This is a genomic window from Amorphoplanes friuliensis DSM 7358 (genome assembly GCF_000494755.1).
Lineage (GTDB): Bacteria > Actinomycetota > Actinomycetes > Mycobacteriales > Micromonosporaceae > Actinoplanes > Actinoplanes friuliensis.
On sequence record NC_022657.1, the window covers coordinates 821,633 to 838,083 of the forward strand.

A 16,451-nucleotide genomic window follows, 5' to 3' on the forward strand; every position below is an offset into this window, starting at 1 on the left:
AGGGCCATGCCGGATGGTCGGGGTCAGATGCCTGCTGCCGCTCCACCAGCGTCAGGCGAATGACACCCAGGAGTGGCCCGTTGTGGCGTCCAGCGGGTCGCTGCTGTGTTGTCGGCCCTGATCGAGTGCCATCAGGTGTCCGGCGCAGTGAAGGCGCCGAGCCGGACACAGAACAGGCCCGGGCGATCGCCCGGGCCTGTTTGGGGTCTACTGCGTCAGCCGAAGGCCTTGATCGAGCGCCAGTCGTTCGACAGGACGGTCTTGATCGAGGCTCCGGTGTTGGTCTTGGACGGGTTGTAGAGGCGCGTGTTGCCGTCCGTCGCCGAGATGGCCCACAGGTCGGCCACCCCGTCGGCGTTGGAGTCGGGGAAGCTGATGACTTCCTTGATGGCTGTCTCCTGCCAGTTCGTGCCGTAGGAGACGTCACCCGCGCGGGAGTTGCCGGCGATCTTGATCGAGTCGAGGGACACGCTGCCCGCGATCGTGCCCGGCTTGCCGTGGCGGACGTACATGCCGCCGGCGTCGAGGTTGCGCCAGAGGAGGTCCGGTGTGCCGTCCACGTCGATGTCGCGGATGGCGATGAGGTCGCGGCGGGCCCAGGCGGTGCCCTCCATCAGGACGGCCTCCTGGAAGCTGGCTCCGGAATATCCGCTGAGCACCCAGAAGGCGGTGCCTGCGCGCAGGGCCAGGTCCGGTCGCTTGTCGCCGGTGATGTCGCCGACCGCCAGGAGCTCCGTCCAGGTGGACGGGGCCGGCGTGTTGGACGGGAGCAGGACCCGCAGGCGCTGGTCGACGTTGAAGCTGCCGTAGCCGTCACCCGGGTACAGGTAGAAGCCGCCGTCGGGGGTGCGGGCGAACAGGTCGGTGATGCCGTCACCCGGGTACGCGTCGTCGTAGTGGGCGATCAGCGCGGACTTGCCGGTGGCGGAGTCGAACCAGTGGCCGGCCGGGTTGAGCTTGTTGCCGGTCGTGTACGACGAGGCGAGCGAGGTGTAGAGCTCACCGGCGAGGTCGCCGGGCAGCGTCCGCAGGTGGCCGTTGCCGTCGACGACCAGCAGGTCGTTGATGCCGTCACCACCGGTGTCACCCGGGCCGTCGGCGTCGTCGCGCGGCGGCACGTACGTCGTGTAGCTGGTCAACACACTGCGGTTGCCCGCCTTGTCGTACGCGTACACGATCAGCGACGTCGGTCCGGCGTGCCGGGGCTTGAGGCCGGTGACGGTGGCGGTGCCGCTGGCGTTGGCGGTCACGGACAGGGGCGAGATGTATTCGAACGAGTACTCGAAGCGGGCGGCGCCCTCGGCGGTGAACGTGACCGAGCCGGTCTCACCGAACTTCTTCGTCGCCCAGGTCGCGCCGTCCGACGTGGCCTCGGGGTAGTCGTCGCTGGTGACCTCGGGTGCCGCCGGCGCGGAAGCATCGACCGTGAAGCGGCAGGGCTCGGTGGTGTTGCCGGGGAAGAACGACGACACGGCGTCCGACGAGTCCTCCGAGCGGACGTCCCACGAGTACGTCGCCTTGTCGACCAGCGTGGTGGAGGCGATCGTCGTCGACGCCTTGCCGGAGCTGTTCGGGGTCACCAACACGCCGGACGGCACGGTGCCGCCGGTCTTCCAGTAACGGAAGCGGAGCTTCTCGAGGTTGCCGTCGGGGTCCGTGGCGGTCGCCGAGAGCACGATGTTGGTCTTGGCGATCGTCACACCGTTGCCCGGGCCTGGAGTGCAGGCGCCGCCGGGGTTGGTCGTGCCGCCGGTCGGCTCCTTGGGGGGCGTGTTGTAGGTCGCCTCGAGCGTCGCGGAGTTGGCCTTGAACTTGCGCCAGGTCTCGGTGTCGCCCTCGCTGGTGGCGCGCATCCCCAGCGTCAGGTTGGTGCTGCCGCTGTCGGCCGCCGCCTGCGCCGCGTTCTTGATGTTGAAGGCCGCGTAGTCGTCGGAGCAGGAGCTGGCGTAGCCGTACGCGAAGGAGACCTTCTGCTGCAGGGTGATCCAGCTCGGCTGTTTGTTCCAGGTGGTACCCGAGGAGATGGCGCCGGTGTGCCAGAGCTGGAACTCACGTTTGGTGCAGGACCACGAGTGGGTGTTCAGCACCTTGAAGCTAGCCGAGCTGACCGTCGCGCCCTTGATGTTCTTGAAGGCCATCCGCCAGAACGAGCGGGCCAGGCCGTTGGTCTCGGTCTCGTAGCCGACACGCGCCTCCGAGGTGCCGCCGTTGAAGCCGGTGCCGTTGAGGAAGTTGCTGTTCGGGTTCGGCTTGTGCACCAGCGTCCAGGCCTGCTCACCGCTGTTGATCGGCGGGTCGAGGAAGACCGGGAAGCGGACGTTCTTGTCGGTCAGCAACCCGGTGCCGGCGGCGTCGAGGTGCAGGACAGCCTTACCGGTGCCGTCGCCGTCGAGTCGCGTCGGCATCGGCGCCTGGCGTACCCCCGGCTCCAGGCCCTGCAGACCGGAGAGCTCGAGCACGTCGGCGGGGGTGGCCACCGACAGGCGCGGGGCCGTGGGGGATTCGGGGTCGCGGCCGGAGGAGTCCCAGGCGAAGGGGGTCGGGACGGAGCCGATCTCGGCCTTGGTCTTGGCGTCGAAGATGCGGACACCACCGGTGGTGCTGTCATGGCGGAAGACCGCCTGCGCCGAGCTGAGGCCGTAGGCCAGCGAGCCGAGCTCCTTGTTCGCGGCGGCCTCGCGGTTCTTCACGATCAGCAGGTTGGCGAAGCCGCCTTCCTCGCGGGCGACCAGCAGCAGGTCCACACCGGACAGCACCTCGGGGTAGAGAGCCCGCGAGCCGTCGAGCACCGGCTCCGGCAGCGCGCCCGGCCAGGTGTAGGTGATCGTGCGGCCGTCGAGGTCCATCTCGGCGAGAGTGGTGTCACCGGGCGTCTTGCTGCCGGCGGAGAAACGCACGGGGACCGGGCTGTTCCCGGGCTGCACGGTGTTGCCGGTCCGCGTCAGCTTCAGGTCGATCGGCGCCCACTGCCCGGCGGAGTTCTTCGCCCGTTGCGGCACCGCGGTCACCTGCGTACGCATCTGACCGTCGGGCCGTGCCCAGGTCAGCGACGTGCCGCTGGTGGCCTTGTCGACCAGCACGTCCTTGCCGGTGCTGCGAGCCTCGGCCATCGCCGTGCTCTCGTCCTTAGGGCCGAGAGCAACCGGAACGACATCGACCCCCTGGTCCCGCTGCGCAGGTGATTCATCGTCTCCCGGAAGCCACAACGGCACCGAGGCGGCGACGAGCACCGCGGGGACAGCGACGAGGGTGCAGGCCAACCGGGCACGGGTGCGCACGAGAGGACTGAGCAGGCGAGGCACGGTCACAGCGTTCGACTCCCGTGGGGTCCGGATGGAAAGAGAGGCAGAGCGCGGACACGATCGCACGGCGACGGGAGGGCTCGCGGGGATGCCAATTTGTTACCAACCAAAGGTTTCCTAAAGGAGTTACGACCGTCCTATCCGGATTTGCCCCGCTGAGGACGGCCAATTGCCAGGCTTTCCTCAGCGTTGATCGATATATCCGAATCCTTCGTCCTGTCAGGTTTTAACCAAGATCCTGGCGTGATCTGATTCACATCCATCACTTTCCGCAATCTTGAAACACGCACAGCGCTGACGGGACAGTGCCCCCGCATGCGCCTCGCCTGGCGTGTGTTCCTCGCGCCCAGTGGGAGTCGACACTTATGCGTGGTCCAGGTCCGCTGTTCCGAAGAGGACGCACGGCCGTCATCCTCATGCTGACGGCGACGCTGGTGGGGTTGAACGTGCCCGCATCGGCGTTCGCCGTGCCAGGCCCCGGTATGGACCGCGGTGACGCGGTCGTCGAGCTGCCGGACGTGCCCAAGAGCACCGAGGTCGGCCAGGACGAGGACGCCGAGGCGAACCTGACCACGGCCGACGAGGTGCCGGTCGACCCGTACGCCCCGACCGCTGTCACGCCGTGGCAGCAGGACAGCGGCGTTGTCGACCTCACGGGCATCGCGCCCGGTGAGAGCAAGCCGGTCGACGACCTGCCGATCGCTCTGGGCGTACCCGAGGGAACCGACCCGGCCGACCTCGCCGGTGCCTGGACCGTCGGGCTCGCGGCGCCCGAAACCTCGCAGGACGCCGGCGTGCCGGGCCTGATCCTCAAGCTCACGCCGCCGGCGGCCGCTGCGCCGGAGGCCGCGGTCGCGCTGAGCGTCGACTACACCGCCTTCGCCGACCTGTACGGCCCGCAGGCCGCCGACCGCTTCGGCCTCATGCTGCTTCCGGACTGCGTCTACGACGCTCCGGGCACCGGCGACTGTGCGCCGGTCGAAGGTGAGGAAGAGGACCCCGCCGCCGCACCCACCGCGCAGCGGCTGTCGAGCGAGGTCGAGCTGGTGCCGGCCAAGTCGTCCGTGATGCGGACCCTGGCGACCTCGAACGCGTCCACCCGCCGCATCGTCACCGGTAGCGTGCCTGTCGGCAAGCTCCTCGACGACTCCACCGGCACTGGCGGTGTCGGTGGCATGGCCCGCGCCGCGGCCGAGTCCGGTTCGGGTGTTGTCGGCGCCCTCGACACCGGTGCTTCGTCGTCGGGCGACTTCACCGCGACGCCGCTGCTGTCCTCCGGCTCCTGGGCGTCCGGCTCGTCGTCGGGTGCGTTCACCTACTCGTACCAGGTCCAGGTGCCCGAGACCGCCGGTGGCCTGACGCCGCAGATCGGGCTCTCCTACTCTTCGCAGTCGGTTGACGGCCGAACGTCGGCCAGCAACAACCAGGCCTCGTGGATCGGTGACGGCTGGGACTACAGCGCCGGCTCGATCACCCGCACCTACGCCAACTGCACGCAGGACAGCAAAAAAGCCGGATCGAGCAACGCCAAACACCGTACGGGTGACATGTGCTGGGGCTCCAAGAACGCCACCCTGTCGCTGGGCGGCTCCACCACTGAGCTGGTGTGGGACGAGAGCAAGGACAAGTGGTTCACCGCCAACGGCGACGGCTCCGTGATCGAGCAGAAGTTCGACACCAGCAAGAGCAACGGTGACAAGGACGGCGAGTACTGGGTCGTCACGACCCGCGACGGCACGAAGTACAACTTCGGCCTGAACAAGCTCCCGGGCTGGTCGGCCGACGCCGCCGTCACCAACTCCGTGCTCACCGTTCCCGTCTACGGCAACCACGCCGGCGAGCCGTGCTACCAGGGCTCGACGATCGACGACTTCAAGAAGTCCGCCTGTACGGAAGGCTGGCGCTGGTCGCTCGACTACGTGGAAGACATTAACGGCAACGCCATGAGTCTCTGGTGGGCCAAGGAGCAGAACTACTACGCGAAGAACTTCAACTTCAAGTCGCCGGTCAAGTACGACCGTGGTGGCTACCTGACCCGGATCGACTACGGGCAGCGCAAGGACTCGGTCTTCTCAGCCGCCCCGCAGGGTCAGGTCTCCTTCGCCGTCGACGAGCGCTGCTACACCGAGGGCTCGGTCACCTGCACCGACGCCAACTTCGCCAGCAAGGACCCGGGCAAGTACCGCGTCTGGTACGACACCCCGGCCGACCTCCGCTGCGAGTCGAAGAAGATGTGCTGGAACGCCGCACCCTCCTTCTTCACCCGCAAGCGCCTCGACAAGATCACCACGTCGACACAGCGGGTCCAGGGCTCGACGGCCCGTCAGACGGTCGACGAGTACCAGCTCAAGCAGTCCTTCCCGGTGCTCAAGACCGGCCCGAACACCGCGCTGTGGCTCGAGAAGATCACCCGGACCGGCTTCGGCGTGGGCGGCGACAAGATCGCCCTCAACCCGGTGAGCTTCGAGTCCAACGCCGAGGACATGCCCAACCGCGTCAAGCGCGACAACCGCCCCGGCTTCTCCCGCCTGCGCATCGCTCGCGTCATCAACGAATACGGCGGCGAGACTGTCGTCAGCTACAAGGCACCTGAAGGTGACTGCAAGACCGGCACCGGCCTGCCCGGCAAGGGTGACACCGCCGAGCTGAAGTCGAACACCCGCCTGTGCTTCCCCGCCTTCTGGCACCCGGACCCGGCGGCCGAGGACATCGACTGGTTCCAGAAGTACGTGGTGGAGAACGTCGAGGAGCTCCCGAACGTCGACGGCGCGTTCAGCACCGTCACCAACTACGCCTACAAGGGCGCGGCGTGGAAGCTCGCCGAGCAGGAGTTCACCAAGAAGGCCACCCGGACGTACTCCGAGTTCGGCGGTTTCGAGCAGGTCACGACCCTGACCGGCGCGGAGGACGCGGCGATCGGCAGCAAGAAGACGAAGGCCGTCGCCCGGTACTTCCGCGGTCTGGGTGACACCGTCGCGGTCAAGGACATCGCCGGCAACGAGATCGCCAAGGACGAGGACCCGTTCGCGGGCCGCATCGCCGAGGAGCTGACCTACAGCAGCGCCGGTGACGCCGACACGGACTGGCTCACGCGCAACGTGACCTTCCCGGCGGCAACCGAGCTGGGACAGCGCGACCGCGACGGCATCAGCCCGTTGCGAGCCTGGCGGATCACCGAGCCGCGGCAGCTCACCTACACCAAATCCTCCGGTACGGGCGACGACAACCGCACACAGCGGTCGATCGAGACCAAGACGACCTACGAGGCGACCTACGGTCTGCCGACGCGGATCGAGTCGCTGGGTGACACCGGCAGGACCGGCGACGAGTCGTGCACCAGCCTCGAGTACGTCCACCACACCGGCAAGAACGTCATCGGCCTGACCAAGCAGGTCCGTACCAGCCCGACGACATGTGCCGCGGCGACCTTCGACACCTTGAAGTCGCTCACCTCGGCCAGCCGTTCCAGCTACGACGGCGGTGCCTACGGTGCTGCGCTGACCGACCAGACGCGAGGTCTCGCCACCGAGACCTGGACGCTGAACGGCGACGCCACCGGCTTCCAGAGCGACGGCACCACGGGCTTCGACAGCATCGGGCGCGTCGTCCGGCGTACCGACGCCGATGCCAAGGTGTCCACGATCACGTACGAGCCGGCGACCGGTCAGGCGTACAAGGTCACCGAGAAGAACTCGCTCGGCCACGACCAGACGCAGGTGCTGGACCCGGGACGCGCGGTCGGCCTCAAGGTCACCGACCCGAACGGCCACGTCAGCGAGGCGAAGTACGACGCGATGGGCCGCCTCGTCGAGGCTTGGGCCCCGGGACGCGTTCCCTCCGGGTCGGCGGTGCCGGACTTCAAGGCCATCTACAACACGCCGGTCGGCAAGCCGCCGTTCGTCACCACCCAGACACGGGGACACGAGAACCGCGTCGAAACCTCCGTCACGCTCTACGACGGCCTCGGCCGCGAACGGCAGACGCAGGAGCAGGCCACCGGTGGTGGCCGCCTGATCACCGACACGCTGTTCAACAGCTCGGGTGAGGTCTGGCAGACCAACAACGCCTACTACACCGCCGGCACACCCAGCGGAGCGATGTTCACCCCGCTGGCCGACACCGCGGTGCCGAACGCCACGCGGTACACCTACGACGGCCTCGGCCGGGTCATGAGGGAACTCCCGATCCTGCGCGGCGAGGAGTACCCGGCGCGGGCGACGAACTACGAGTACGGCACCGACAACTCCACGGTGATCAACCCGGCGGGCGCGGCCTCGTACCGCCTTTTCACCGACGCCCTGGGACGCACCACGCGGGTCGACACCTTCAGTGACGCGAACCGCGCGGCCTTCACGTCGATGCGCTACCAGTACGACGCACGGGGCCTGCTGGCCAAGGCGACCCACTCCGCGGACACCGCACGGCCGTGGTCCTGGACCTACGACCAGCGTGGCCGCATGGAGACGGCGACCGATCCGGACGCCGGTACGACCCGCACCACGTACGACAACCGCGACCGGCCGGTGACTGTCGCCAACGACCGCGGCGTGACGATCTGGAACGCGTACGACGAGCTGTCACGTCCGAAGCAGCAGCGCCTGGGCAACAGCACGGGTGCCCTGCTCTCCGAGTACACCTACGACACCGCTGCGGGCGGCAAGGGCCTGCCGGCCACCGCCACCCGCTACACCGACGGTCTGCCGTACACGCAGTCGGTCGGCGGTTACACCCGCGACTACCAGCCGACCTCGACCACGCTGTCGCTGCCGCAGTCGATCGCGGACACGTGGGGGCTGCGCAGCTCCTACACGTACGGCTACTCGTACACCGACACCGGTCTGCCGGAGTCGGCCACGGTTCCGGCCATCGGTAACTTCACCGACGAGAAGCTTCTCGTCCGGTACACCAAGGACGGGCTGCCGCTCTCGGTGTCGGGCAAGGACTGGTACGGCTCCGAGACCGTGTACTCGCCGCACGGGCAGGTGCTCCGTTCGACGCTGGGTGCTCAGCCGTACCGGGTGTGGGCGATGTCGTCCTACGACGATGCCAGTGGCGCGCTGACCCAGCAGCAGGTCTTCCGCGAGGGCACCACCGACAAGACCGTCGTCGGCGGCAACCTCGTCTCGAACCGCTCCTACGGGTACGACGAGGCCGGCAACGTCACCTCGATCCGCGAGCGCTCGACGGGCATCCAGGAGCGCCAGTGCTTCTGGCACGACAAGGTCGGCCAGATGACCAAGGCGTGGACCTCCAAGGACCAGGAGACCTGCGCCGCCGGACCGGTGAACACCGACGGCAGCGCCAACGTCGCGGCGGGCCCGGACAACTCGGGCTACTGGCAGGAGTACGAGTACGACCTGCTGGGCAACCGCAAGAAGCTGGTCGAGAAGGACCTGACCGGCAACGCGGCCAAGGACGCCACCACCGCCTACACCTACGGCAAGACCGACGGCAGTCAGCCCCGGACGCTGACCAAGGTGACCAAGAAGTACGTCACCCCGGCCGGCGCGGCGGTCACCGCCGAGGCGAACCGCCTGTACGAGCTCACGGGCGAGACGAAGTCGGTCACGTCCGTCGAGACCGGTGACAAGCAGGACCTGACTTGGACGTACGACGGCAAGGTCGAGCGGATCACCGGTCAGGGCAGCAACGGCAAGACGGCCTACGTCGGGCTGGCGAACAAGTGCCTCGACCTGAAGTCGAGCATGCCCACGGCTGGGCAACCGATCCAGCTCTACACCTGCAACGGCGGTCTGGCGCAGAAGTGGCGCTTCTCGGCCACGCCGAACCAGACCGACGCCAATCTGGGCACGCTGTCGATCCACGACGGCTGGTGCCTGCAGCCGGCGGCCAACACGGCCGGATCGGCGTTCGGCCTGCAGAAGTGTGACGGCTCGGCCGCGCAGCAGATCAAGCGGAACCTGGCTACGAACCAGCTCACCCACGTCGGGTCCGGGCTGTGTGCGGCGGTCAAGGACGCGGTCACCACCGACGCAACCCCGATCGTGCTGGTCGCCTGCGCCGCGACGTCCACCGCACAGCATTGGCAAGCGCAGAACGAGACCCGCCACATCTACGGTCCCGACGGCACGCGCCTGCTGACGCTGCAGGGCAAGCAGGCCACCCTGATGCTCGGCGAGGCGCAGGTCACGGTCCAGCAGGGCGGAGTGCTGGTCAACACCCAGCGCTCGTACGCAGCCCCGGGCGGCAGTGTCGTGCGCAACGCCTACGGCGCCGGAGCTTCCGGACTGGTCGCCCTCGCTGCTGACCATCAGGGCAGCCCGTACGCGGAAATTGCTCTCAACAGCACGATGCAGGTGCGGATCCGTAAGCAGGACGCGTTCGGCAACCAGCGGGGTACCGTCCCGCTGGGCATGCACATCGCCAGCAACGACGGCTTCCTCGGCGCGACCCGCGACGACGCTTCCGGTTACACGCCTTTGGGTGCCCGGCTGTACGACCCGGTTGTCGGACGGTTCCTGTCCGCCGACCCGATCCTCGACCTGGCCGATCCCATGCAGTCCAACGGGTACGCCTACGCGCACAACAACCCGGCCACGATGTCGGACCCGTCGGGTCTGTCGATCTCGCTGACCCCGTCGGAGATGGCGTCGGCCCTGGCCGGTGCCGGACTGTCCGCGGCGCAGGTCGCCGATGCTCAGGCGAACTCGAGCCGGTCGCTGACCTCGGTGATCCTGTCGGCGGCCTGGTCGATGTTGAAGGACTTCATCGGCATCACCGATGCGATGAACTGCTTCGGCGGCGACATGTGGGCCTGCGGCAGCCTGATCATCGGGGCCATCCCATGGGCCAAGCTGGGCAAGATTCCTGCGGTGCTTCGAGCGATCGACCGCACCATCGCTGCGATCCAGGCCTGGAAGACGGCCAAACGTGCGGCCGAGGCGGTGCTGGCAGCCGCACGAGCCGCGGAGCGGGCGGCGCTCAACGCCAAGAAGATGGCGATCGAGCGAGCCAAGAAGGCCGCACAGGCAGCGAAGAAAAAAGCTGCCGACAAGATCAACACAACGAGCAACAACGCGGTCAACGCCGCGAAGAAGACCGGTAACCCCGTTCAGAAACAGGCGCAGGCCAAGGCCAACCCGAAGGGTGCCTCCGCAGCCGGTGGTGGCAACAAGGGACAGTCGAAGCCGGGCGGCACCTCGGGTGGTTCCGCGCGCAGCAACGGTGGAGCGAGCGGTGGCGGTGGTGCCGGCAAGGCCGGCGACTCCTGCCCGATCAACAACAGCTTCACCCCCGGCACCAAGGTTCTGATGGCCGACGGGTCGAAGAAGCGGATCGAGGACGTCAAGCCGGGTGACAAGGTCAAGACGACCGACCCGAAGACGGGCGAGACCCGGATCGAGACCGTCACCGCGGCCATCAAGGGCAACGGCGTCAAGCACCTGGTGAAGATCGTCGTCGACACCGACGGCAAGCGCGGCAAGAAGGTTGCCGAGGTCACTGCGACCGAGGGCCACCCCTTCTGGGTTCCCGAGCTGAGCCGGTGGGTGGACGCCGCCGACCTGTTGCCGGGCGAACTGTTGCGGACCGGCGCCGGCACCACCGTTCAGGTCACCGCGATCAAGCGCTGGACGGCTCCGCGGGCAACGGTGCACAACCTGACGATCGGCAACGTTCACACGTACTACGTGATCGCCGACAACCAGTCACTGCTCGTCCACAACTGTGGTGGCAGCGGAAACACCAACGGCCGTCCGCACTCCTCGAAGTGCGAATGCGCGAGCGGCGCCGACCCGCGGATTCCGAACAACCCGTACGGCGGTCGCGGCAAGCCGGCCACCCAGGCACAGCACGACGAACTCCGTGACGAGCTCATGGACGCCAACCCGGGCTGGAAGCACGTGGCCGGCGGTCGTGACCGCAACACCGGCGACATCCTCCCGGAAGTGGCGGAGTCCCAGGCCAACGGGCGTCGAGCCGACCTGAAGTTCGAGATGGAGGACGGTTCACCGGTGTTCGTGCAGACGGTGACGACCTACAAGAACGGTGCCATGATCATGGAAGAGTTCGAGGCCGCTCATGACCTCAGTAAGCTCGGACTCGTGATCACGGTGCCGAAGAAGGGCTGAGGCCCTCACGGCGACGAAGGGAGTGAGCAGGTGGCGGCATCGCGTACCAAGCAGGTACAGCTCCTGCTCACTCCCGTCGACGAACAGCGCATCGCCGACCGCATCCGCGCCGACTTCCCGGATGCCGTTTTCCTGGACCAGCGCGGATGGGTCGACCCGGACGTGCCGCCGGTCCGCGACTCGATCCTGGAGTGCAGCTCGACGGCCGCGATCTGGGACCGCTCGATCTTCCCGGCGCTGTCCGGCGTCCGCTACCCGAACGGAAGCATCGACGGCCCGACGATCGGCCCGGTCGTCCAATGGCTGCGCAGTCTGGAACGGACACCCGGCGTGCTGTCGCCCGGCCGGTGGGCGGCCTCCTTCTCCGACACGACACCGCCCGCCATGCGCAGCTTCGTGAACAAGCTCTGGAAGATCGCCGGCCAGGAAACGTCGAACGAGATGGTGTGGCAGGGCAAGGAAGACACCCTGGTGAAGACCTTCCACGTCGGCCACGACGCGATCCGGGCCAGCCGCGAAGGCACCCTCGCCCTCGTCGGCGACCCCCTCCTGCTTCCGCGATGAAGGCCGCAGTGGGCGACCGCTTTGTCATCAGCTGCGCGCCCCGGGACGTGCGGGTTGTTCGTGTGATGCGCCGGGAAGTGTTTGTCGCATGGCCGTGGGGAACCCCCGACCCGACTTCTCGCTACCGCTGGGACGGCGACGTGTCGGTGCCGATCGACACCGCCCACCCCGATTGGTCCCAGACGCCCTGGCGCCTCGAACCCCGTACCGGACTCTCCGCCGGCGACCGGGTCCAGCTGTCGATCCCCCCGACGGAGGTGGTCGTCCAGGAGGTCCTGACCTTCGACGAGCCCCGCGACATCGGCCGGATCAACCGCCCCACGGGAGCCGTCCGGTTCGACGTGGGCTTCTTCCTCTGGATCGACCATGACGAACCGATCGAGTTCTCCCCGCCATGGAATACCTAGACCTCTCCCCGTACGAGTACAGAAGCTTTCCGCTCCCGCTGCGCAACGTCGGCTGGCTGGGTACCGAGTGGGGCGTGCAAGGTGTTGATCTGCCGCCGCTCGCCGCGGCCGATCTCCAGCTCCTCAGGTCTGCCTCCCGGCTTCTCGGCAGCGTGACCCTCGGTACGCATCGGTGCGAGTTCTGCCCCGAGGACGCGGCGGTCACCGGCAACGGCGAATACCGCTACTACCTGCTGAACGGCGACGTCTACTGCGCGCCCGAGATGGTTCTGCACTACCTGGGCGATCACGGGTACCGGCCGCCCGACGTTTTCCTCCAGGGCCTCCGCGAGACCGGTGAGCTGGAGTGGGACGACCGAGCCGAGCGGCTCCGTAAGGTCCTGCTGGACCCGGAGGCTGACCTGGGATTTCGCTGCGCAGCGGTGGTGGACCTGCCGAACTGGCGGGACGCCCGCGCCCTGGACGCCGTGCAATTCGCCGCCCACGACGAGGAACTGGCCGTCATCATGGGCGTCGAGATCGGCCAGTCCCTCGTGGCGTGCCTCGGCGACGACCTCCGCGCGGAGGACTACCCCAGCACCATCGGCTACGGCATCGACCACGCCCGCCGGCTACGCCGCGAGTGACTGGACGAGTTGGTCGATGACGGCGCCGACCTCGCGGCGGGCCTGAGCGGGGTCGGTGGCCCGGGCTACGTACATCGACGCCTCGTCCAGGGCTCCGATCAGGACATGCGCGAGCGGTTCGACCGGCTGCGCAGGTACCCGGCCGGCCGTGATCGCGTACTCGAGGAGGCTCTTCACCAGGCCCATGCCGTACCGCATGCTGATCTCCCGCCAGCGTTCCCAGCCGAGCACCGCGGGTGCTTCGACCAGGACGATGCGCTGGATCTCGGGTTCGGCGCCGGCGTCGAGCCAGGTTGCCGCGCCGAGTTTCATCAGGGTGATCGGGTCGCTTTCGCCGCTGCTGCCGACCGCGGCGTCGATGCGCTGGGTCAGTTCCGCCTCGACCGCCTCGAAGACGGCGGCGAACAGTTCGGTCTTGTCCGCGAACTGGTGGTACATCGCGCCGCGGGTCACGCCGGCCGCGCGCACGATCGCCTCGGTGCTGACCGCGGCGAAGCCCGAGGCGGCGAACAGTGGGCGGGCGGCGCTGATCAGAGCAGCCCGCGTTGTCGCCGAACGCTGATCCTGCGTCCGTCTCTCGCTTTTCATACAAGCAGTCCGTATGTTTGTGGTGTCACGTACCGACCGTAACGTGGGGGAGTCAGCATGGCGACCATCGACATCCCGGAAGGCCGCGTCGAATATCGCGCCGCCGGCCCGGACAACAGCACGGCGCCGCCGGTGGTGTTCGTGCACGGCCTGCTGGTCAACGCCGAGCTGTGGACCCGGGTGGCCGACACGCTCGCAGACCGGGGCATCCGCAGCTACGCGCCCGATCTGCCGCTCGGCGGGCATCGCATCGCGCTGCCCGAGAGCATCGACCTCAGCCCGCAGGGCATCGCCCAACTGATCATCAACTTCATCACCGCCCTCGGACTCACGGACGTCACCCTGGTCGCCAACGACACCGGCGGCGCACTGACCCAGTTCATCGCCGACGCCGACCACAGCCGCATCGGGCGCCTGGTCCTGACCAACTGCGACGCGTTCGACCAGTTCCCGCCGGCGCCGCTGGGCATGCTCGTCAAGATCGGCCGTGACCCGGGCCGCCTGCGCGCACTGATGACCTCGGCCAAGCTGCGGTTCATGCGGCACTCGGTCCTGGCGTTCGGCGGCCTGGCCCGTGACCCGCTCGACCCGGAACTGACCCGCCGCTGGATCACCCCGCTGCTCTCCGACGCGAACGTGCGCCGGAACGCCGCCGACTTCATGCGCCTCATCGACCCGCAGGCCCTGCTCGACGTCTCGACCCGCCTGCACCGCTTCGCCAAGCCGGTGCGGGTGGTGTGGGGTGACGCCGACCGTTTTTTCCCGGTCAGCCTGGGCCGCCGCCTCAGCGCCGCGTTCGCCGACGCCACCTTCGTCGAGATCCCCACGGCCCGCACGTTCATCCCGCTGGACGAGCCGGTCGGGCTCGCCGACGAGATCCAGGACGTCAGCCGAGCCGCACCACGCCAGGCCGGTGCCGCACATCCTGAGGCGAGGCCCCTGAGCGGCGGCGATACTCCTGCGGGCTCACCCCACGTTCCCTCTTGAACGCAGTGCTCAAGGCAAAAGAGCTGCCGTACCCGACCCGCCGCGCCACCCCGCCGATCGTGGCGTCGGCGGTACGCAGCAGGTCGGCGGCCAGCGTCAGCCGCCACCGGGTCAGGTAAGCCATCGGCGGCTCGCCGACCAGCTCGGTGAACCGCCGCGCCAGCGACGCCCGGGACACGCCGGCCTCGACAGCAAGGTCGGCGACCGTCCAGGCGCGCGCCGGGTCGTCGTGCAGCATCCGCAGCGCCGGCCCGACAACCGGGTCGCTCTGCGCCTGATGCCATCCCGGCACACCCGGATCGGTCGAATCGAGCCACGCGCGCAGCACCGACACCAGCAGCAGGTCGAGGATCCGGTCGAGGACCAGCTCCTGCGCCGTACTCGTACCGGTCATCTCCTTCTCGAGCAGATCGACCAGCGTGCGGTCGCCCGTCCCGGCCGGCCTGATCAGCAGTGCCGGCAGGGCGTCCAGCAGCCGCCGGCTGACCTCACTGTGCAGCTGATAGGTGCCGCTGAGCATGACGGTCTCACCGTCGAGACTGCCACCCCACGTCCGCACACCCAGATCAACAAGGTCCCGCTGCTCCTCACCCTCCACCGTCGTGCAGCGCTGCCCCGGATGGATCACCACCTGTACGGGTGTGGCCGGTGCGTCGCTCAACGCGTACGCATCAGGGCCTCGGAGGATCGCAACATCGCCGGGATGCAGCAGGGTGGGCTCGTCGTCGTCCGGGATGATCCACGCACTGCCCCGCACGAGGGTGACCAGCGAGAGTGGCGCCTCGTCCTGGATCCGCAGGCACCACGGCGGGTTCAGGATCGACCGCAGCAGGAACGCACCCCGCGCCCGCGGCCCGTCCAGCAGCCCGGTCAGCGTGTCCATCACCCCAACGTACCGATCAGCGCTCCCACGCACCCGCCGCAGCCGACTCCCGCGCATAGTCGGCAAAGTCCTTCGGCGCCCGCCCGAGCGCCTGCTGCACGCCGTCGGTGAGATGAGCGTTGCGCCCGTCCAGAATGCCCGCGAACAGATCGGCAAACTCCAGCGGCAACCCGTTCTCCTCGAGCACCTTGCTGTACTCGTCCCTGCTCACCGGCGTGTAGGTGATCGTCCGCCCGGTCGCCGCGGACAACTCGGCAGCCACCTCGGCAAAACTCAGCAGCCGCGGCCCGGTGACCTCGTAGACCTTCCCCCGATGCCGCGAATCGACCAGCGCGGCAGTGACCACATCGGCGATGTCGTCGGCATCGGTGAACGGCTCCCGCGCATCACCGGCAGGCAGCGCGATGTCACCGAGCTGCACCGGATCGAGCAGAAAACTCTCACTGAAGTTCTGACTGAACCAGCTGCTCCGCACGACAGTCCACCCGGTGCCGGCACCCTGGACGGCCCGCTCGGCGGCCTCGGCCTCGGGCTCCCCACGCCCGGACAACAGCACCAGCTGCTCGACACCACTGTGTGCCGCGAGCCGGGCAAAGCCATCAACGGCCGCGACGGCTCCGGGAAGGGCGAGGTCGGGGTAGTAGGTGATGTAGGCGGCCGTCACACCTTCCAGGGCCGGCGCCCAGGTGGACTCGTCGTTCCAGTCGAAGGGCGGCTTTCCGCTGCGGGACCCGACACGTACGGGCCGGCCCTGGTCTGTCAGTCGCTCCACGACCCGCCGCCCGGTCTTCCCGGTACCACCGATAACCAACGTTGTTGTCATGCCTCAAGTACAGCCAGCCCTCGTGAGACGGGCCATAGTTGCGGAGCTCAACCCCATAAGCGAGCGTCTCGCCGAATAATGCTTTGCGGGCTGCCCCGGGGGAGCGGGCAGCATGGTGTGTGTGGATATACGGGGACCCGCGCGTTTTTTGTTGTCGTTGGCCTGGGAGCTGAAGGGGCGG

The 16,451-nt window shown here is 68.2% G+C and carries 9 protein-coding genes; 5 read left to right on the plus strand and 4 right to left on the minus strand.

Annotated features, from left to right (window positions below; all coding sequences use genetic code 11):
• Nucleotides 1-215 precede the first annotated feature (215 nt).
• Nucleotides 216-3,308, minus strand: a complete 3,093-nt coding sequence (locus AFR_RS03745) for a DNRLRE domain-containing protein (RefSeq protein ID WP_041840582.1) — start codon at nucleotides 3,306-3,308, stop codon at nucleotides 216-218.
• 359 nt (nucleotides 3,309-3,667) lie between these two features.
• Between AFR_RS03745 and AFR_RS03750 the strand changes: the two genes are divergently transcribed.
• The 4 genes from AFR_RS03750 to AFR_RS43340 are packed head-to-tail and all read left to right on the plus strand — an operon-like array spanning nucleotide 3,668 to nucleotide 12,989.
• Nucleotides 3,668-11,392 (plus strand): ricin-type beta-trefoil lectin domain protein, encoded by a 7,725-nt coding sequence (locus AFR_RS03750; RefSeq protein WP_084297898.1) that lies wholly within the window; start codon nucleotides 3,668-3,670, stop codon nucleotides 11,390-11,392.
• A 30-nt stretch (nucleotides 11,393-11,422) separates the two neighbouring features.
• Nucleotides 11,423-11,956, plus strand: a complete 534-nt coding sequence (locus AFR_RS03755) for a DUF8467 domain-containing protein (RefSeq protein WP_023357976.1) — start codon at nucleotides 11,423-11,425, stop codon at nucleotides 11,954-11,956.
• Nucleotides 11,953-12,363: a hypothetical protein gene (locus AFR_RS45810; RefSeq protein WP_148307862.1), complete on the plus strand. Its 411-nt coding sequence runs from the start codon at nucleotides 11,953-11,955 to the stop codon at nucleotides 12,361-12,363. Before AFR_RS03755 ends, AFR_RS45810 begins: the two co-directional genes overlap by 4 nt.
• Nucleotides 12,351-12,989: a DUF7919 family protein gene (locus tag AFR_RS43340; protein ID WP_023357978.1), complete on the plus strand. Its 639-nt coding sequence runs from the start codon at nucleotides 12,351-12,353 to the stop codon at nucleotides 12,987-12,989. The genes AFR_RS45810 and AFR_RS43340 overlap by 13 nt, the downstream gene beginning before the upstream one ends.
• Here the strand turns inward: AFR_RS43340 and AFR_RS03770 are convergent.
• The gene (locus AFR_RS03770) at nucleotides 12,975-13,577 is read right to left on the minus strand and encodes a TetR/AcrR family transcriptional regulator (RefSeq protein ID WP_023357979.1); all 603 of its coding nucleotides are present in this window, start codon (nucleotides 13,575-13,577) and stop codon (nucleotides 12,975-12,977) included. The genes AFR_RS43340 and AFR_RS03770 overlap by 15 nt on opposite strands.
• Nucleotides 13,578-13,634: 57 nt before the next feature.
• Between AFR_RS03770 and AFR_RS03775 the strand changes: the two genes are divergently transcribed.
• Nucleotides 13,635-14,564, plus strand: a complete 930-nt coding sequence (locus AFR_RS03775; RefSeq protein WP_023357980.1) for an alpha/beta fold hydrolase — start codon at nucleotides 13,635-13,637, stop codon at nucleotides 14,562-14,564.
• On the opposite strand, the gene AFR_RS44770 is transcribed toward AFR_RS03775, so the two are convergent.
• Entirely contained in the window at nucleotides 14,464-15,447 is a 984-nt protein-coding gene (locus AFR_RS44770; protein ID WP_084297899.1) for an AraC family transcriptional regulator, read from the minus strand. The two genes, AFR_RS03775 and AFR_RS44770, sit on opposite strands and share 101 nt — an antisense overlap.
• A gap of 16 nt (nucleotides 15,448-15,463) precedes the next feature.
• Nucleotides 15,464-16,270, minus strand: coding sequence for a Rossmann-fold NAD(P)-binding domain-containing protein (locus tag AFR_RS03780; RefSeq protein WP_041840584.1), 807 nt, complete (start codon nucleotides 16,268-16,270; stop codon nucleotides 15,464-15,466).
• Between the last annotated feature and the right edge of the window lie 181 nt (nucleotides 16,271-16,451).

Excerpts from the sequence above, each read along its gene's own strand:
- AFR_RS03780 (WP_041840584.1), bottom strand. The coding sequence starts at position 16,270 with ATGACAACAACGTTGGTTATCGGTGGTACCGGGAAGACCGGGCGGCGG.
- AFR_RS03750 (WP_084297898.1), top strand. The coding sequence starts at position 3,668 with ATGCGTGGTCCAGGTCCGCTGTTCCGAAGAGGACGCACGGCCGTCATC.
- AFR_RS03770 (WP_023357979.1), bottom strand. The coding sequence starts at position 13,577 with ATGAAAAGCGAGAGACGGACGCAGGATCAGCGTTCGGCGACAACGCGG.
- AFR_RS45810 (WP_148307862.1), top strand. The coding sequence starts at position 11,953 with ATGAAGGCCGCAGTGGGCGACCGCTTTGTCATCAGCTGCGCGCCCCGG.
- AFR_RS03775 (WP_023357980.1), top strand. The coding sequence starts at position 13,635 with ATGGCGACCATCGACATCCCGGAAGGCCGCGTCGAATATCGCGCCGCC.
- AFR_RS44770 (WP_084297899.1), bottom strand. The coding sequence starts at position 15,447 with ATGGACACGCTGACCGGGCTGCTGGACGGGCCGCGGGCGCGGGGTGCG.
- AFR_RS43340 (WP_023357978.1), top strand. The coding sequence starts at position 12,351 with ATGGAATACCTAGACCTCTCCCCGTACGAGTACAGAAGCTTTCCGCTC.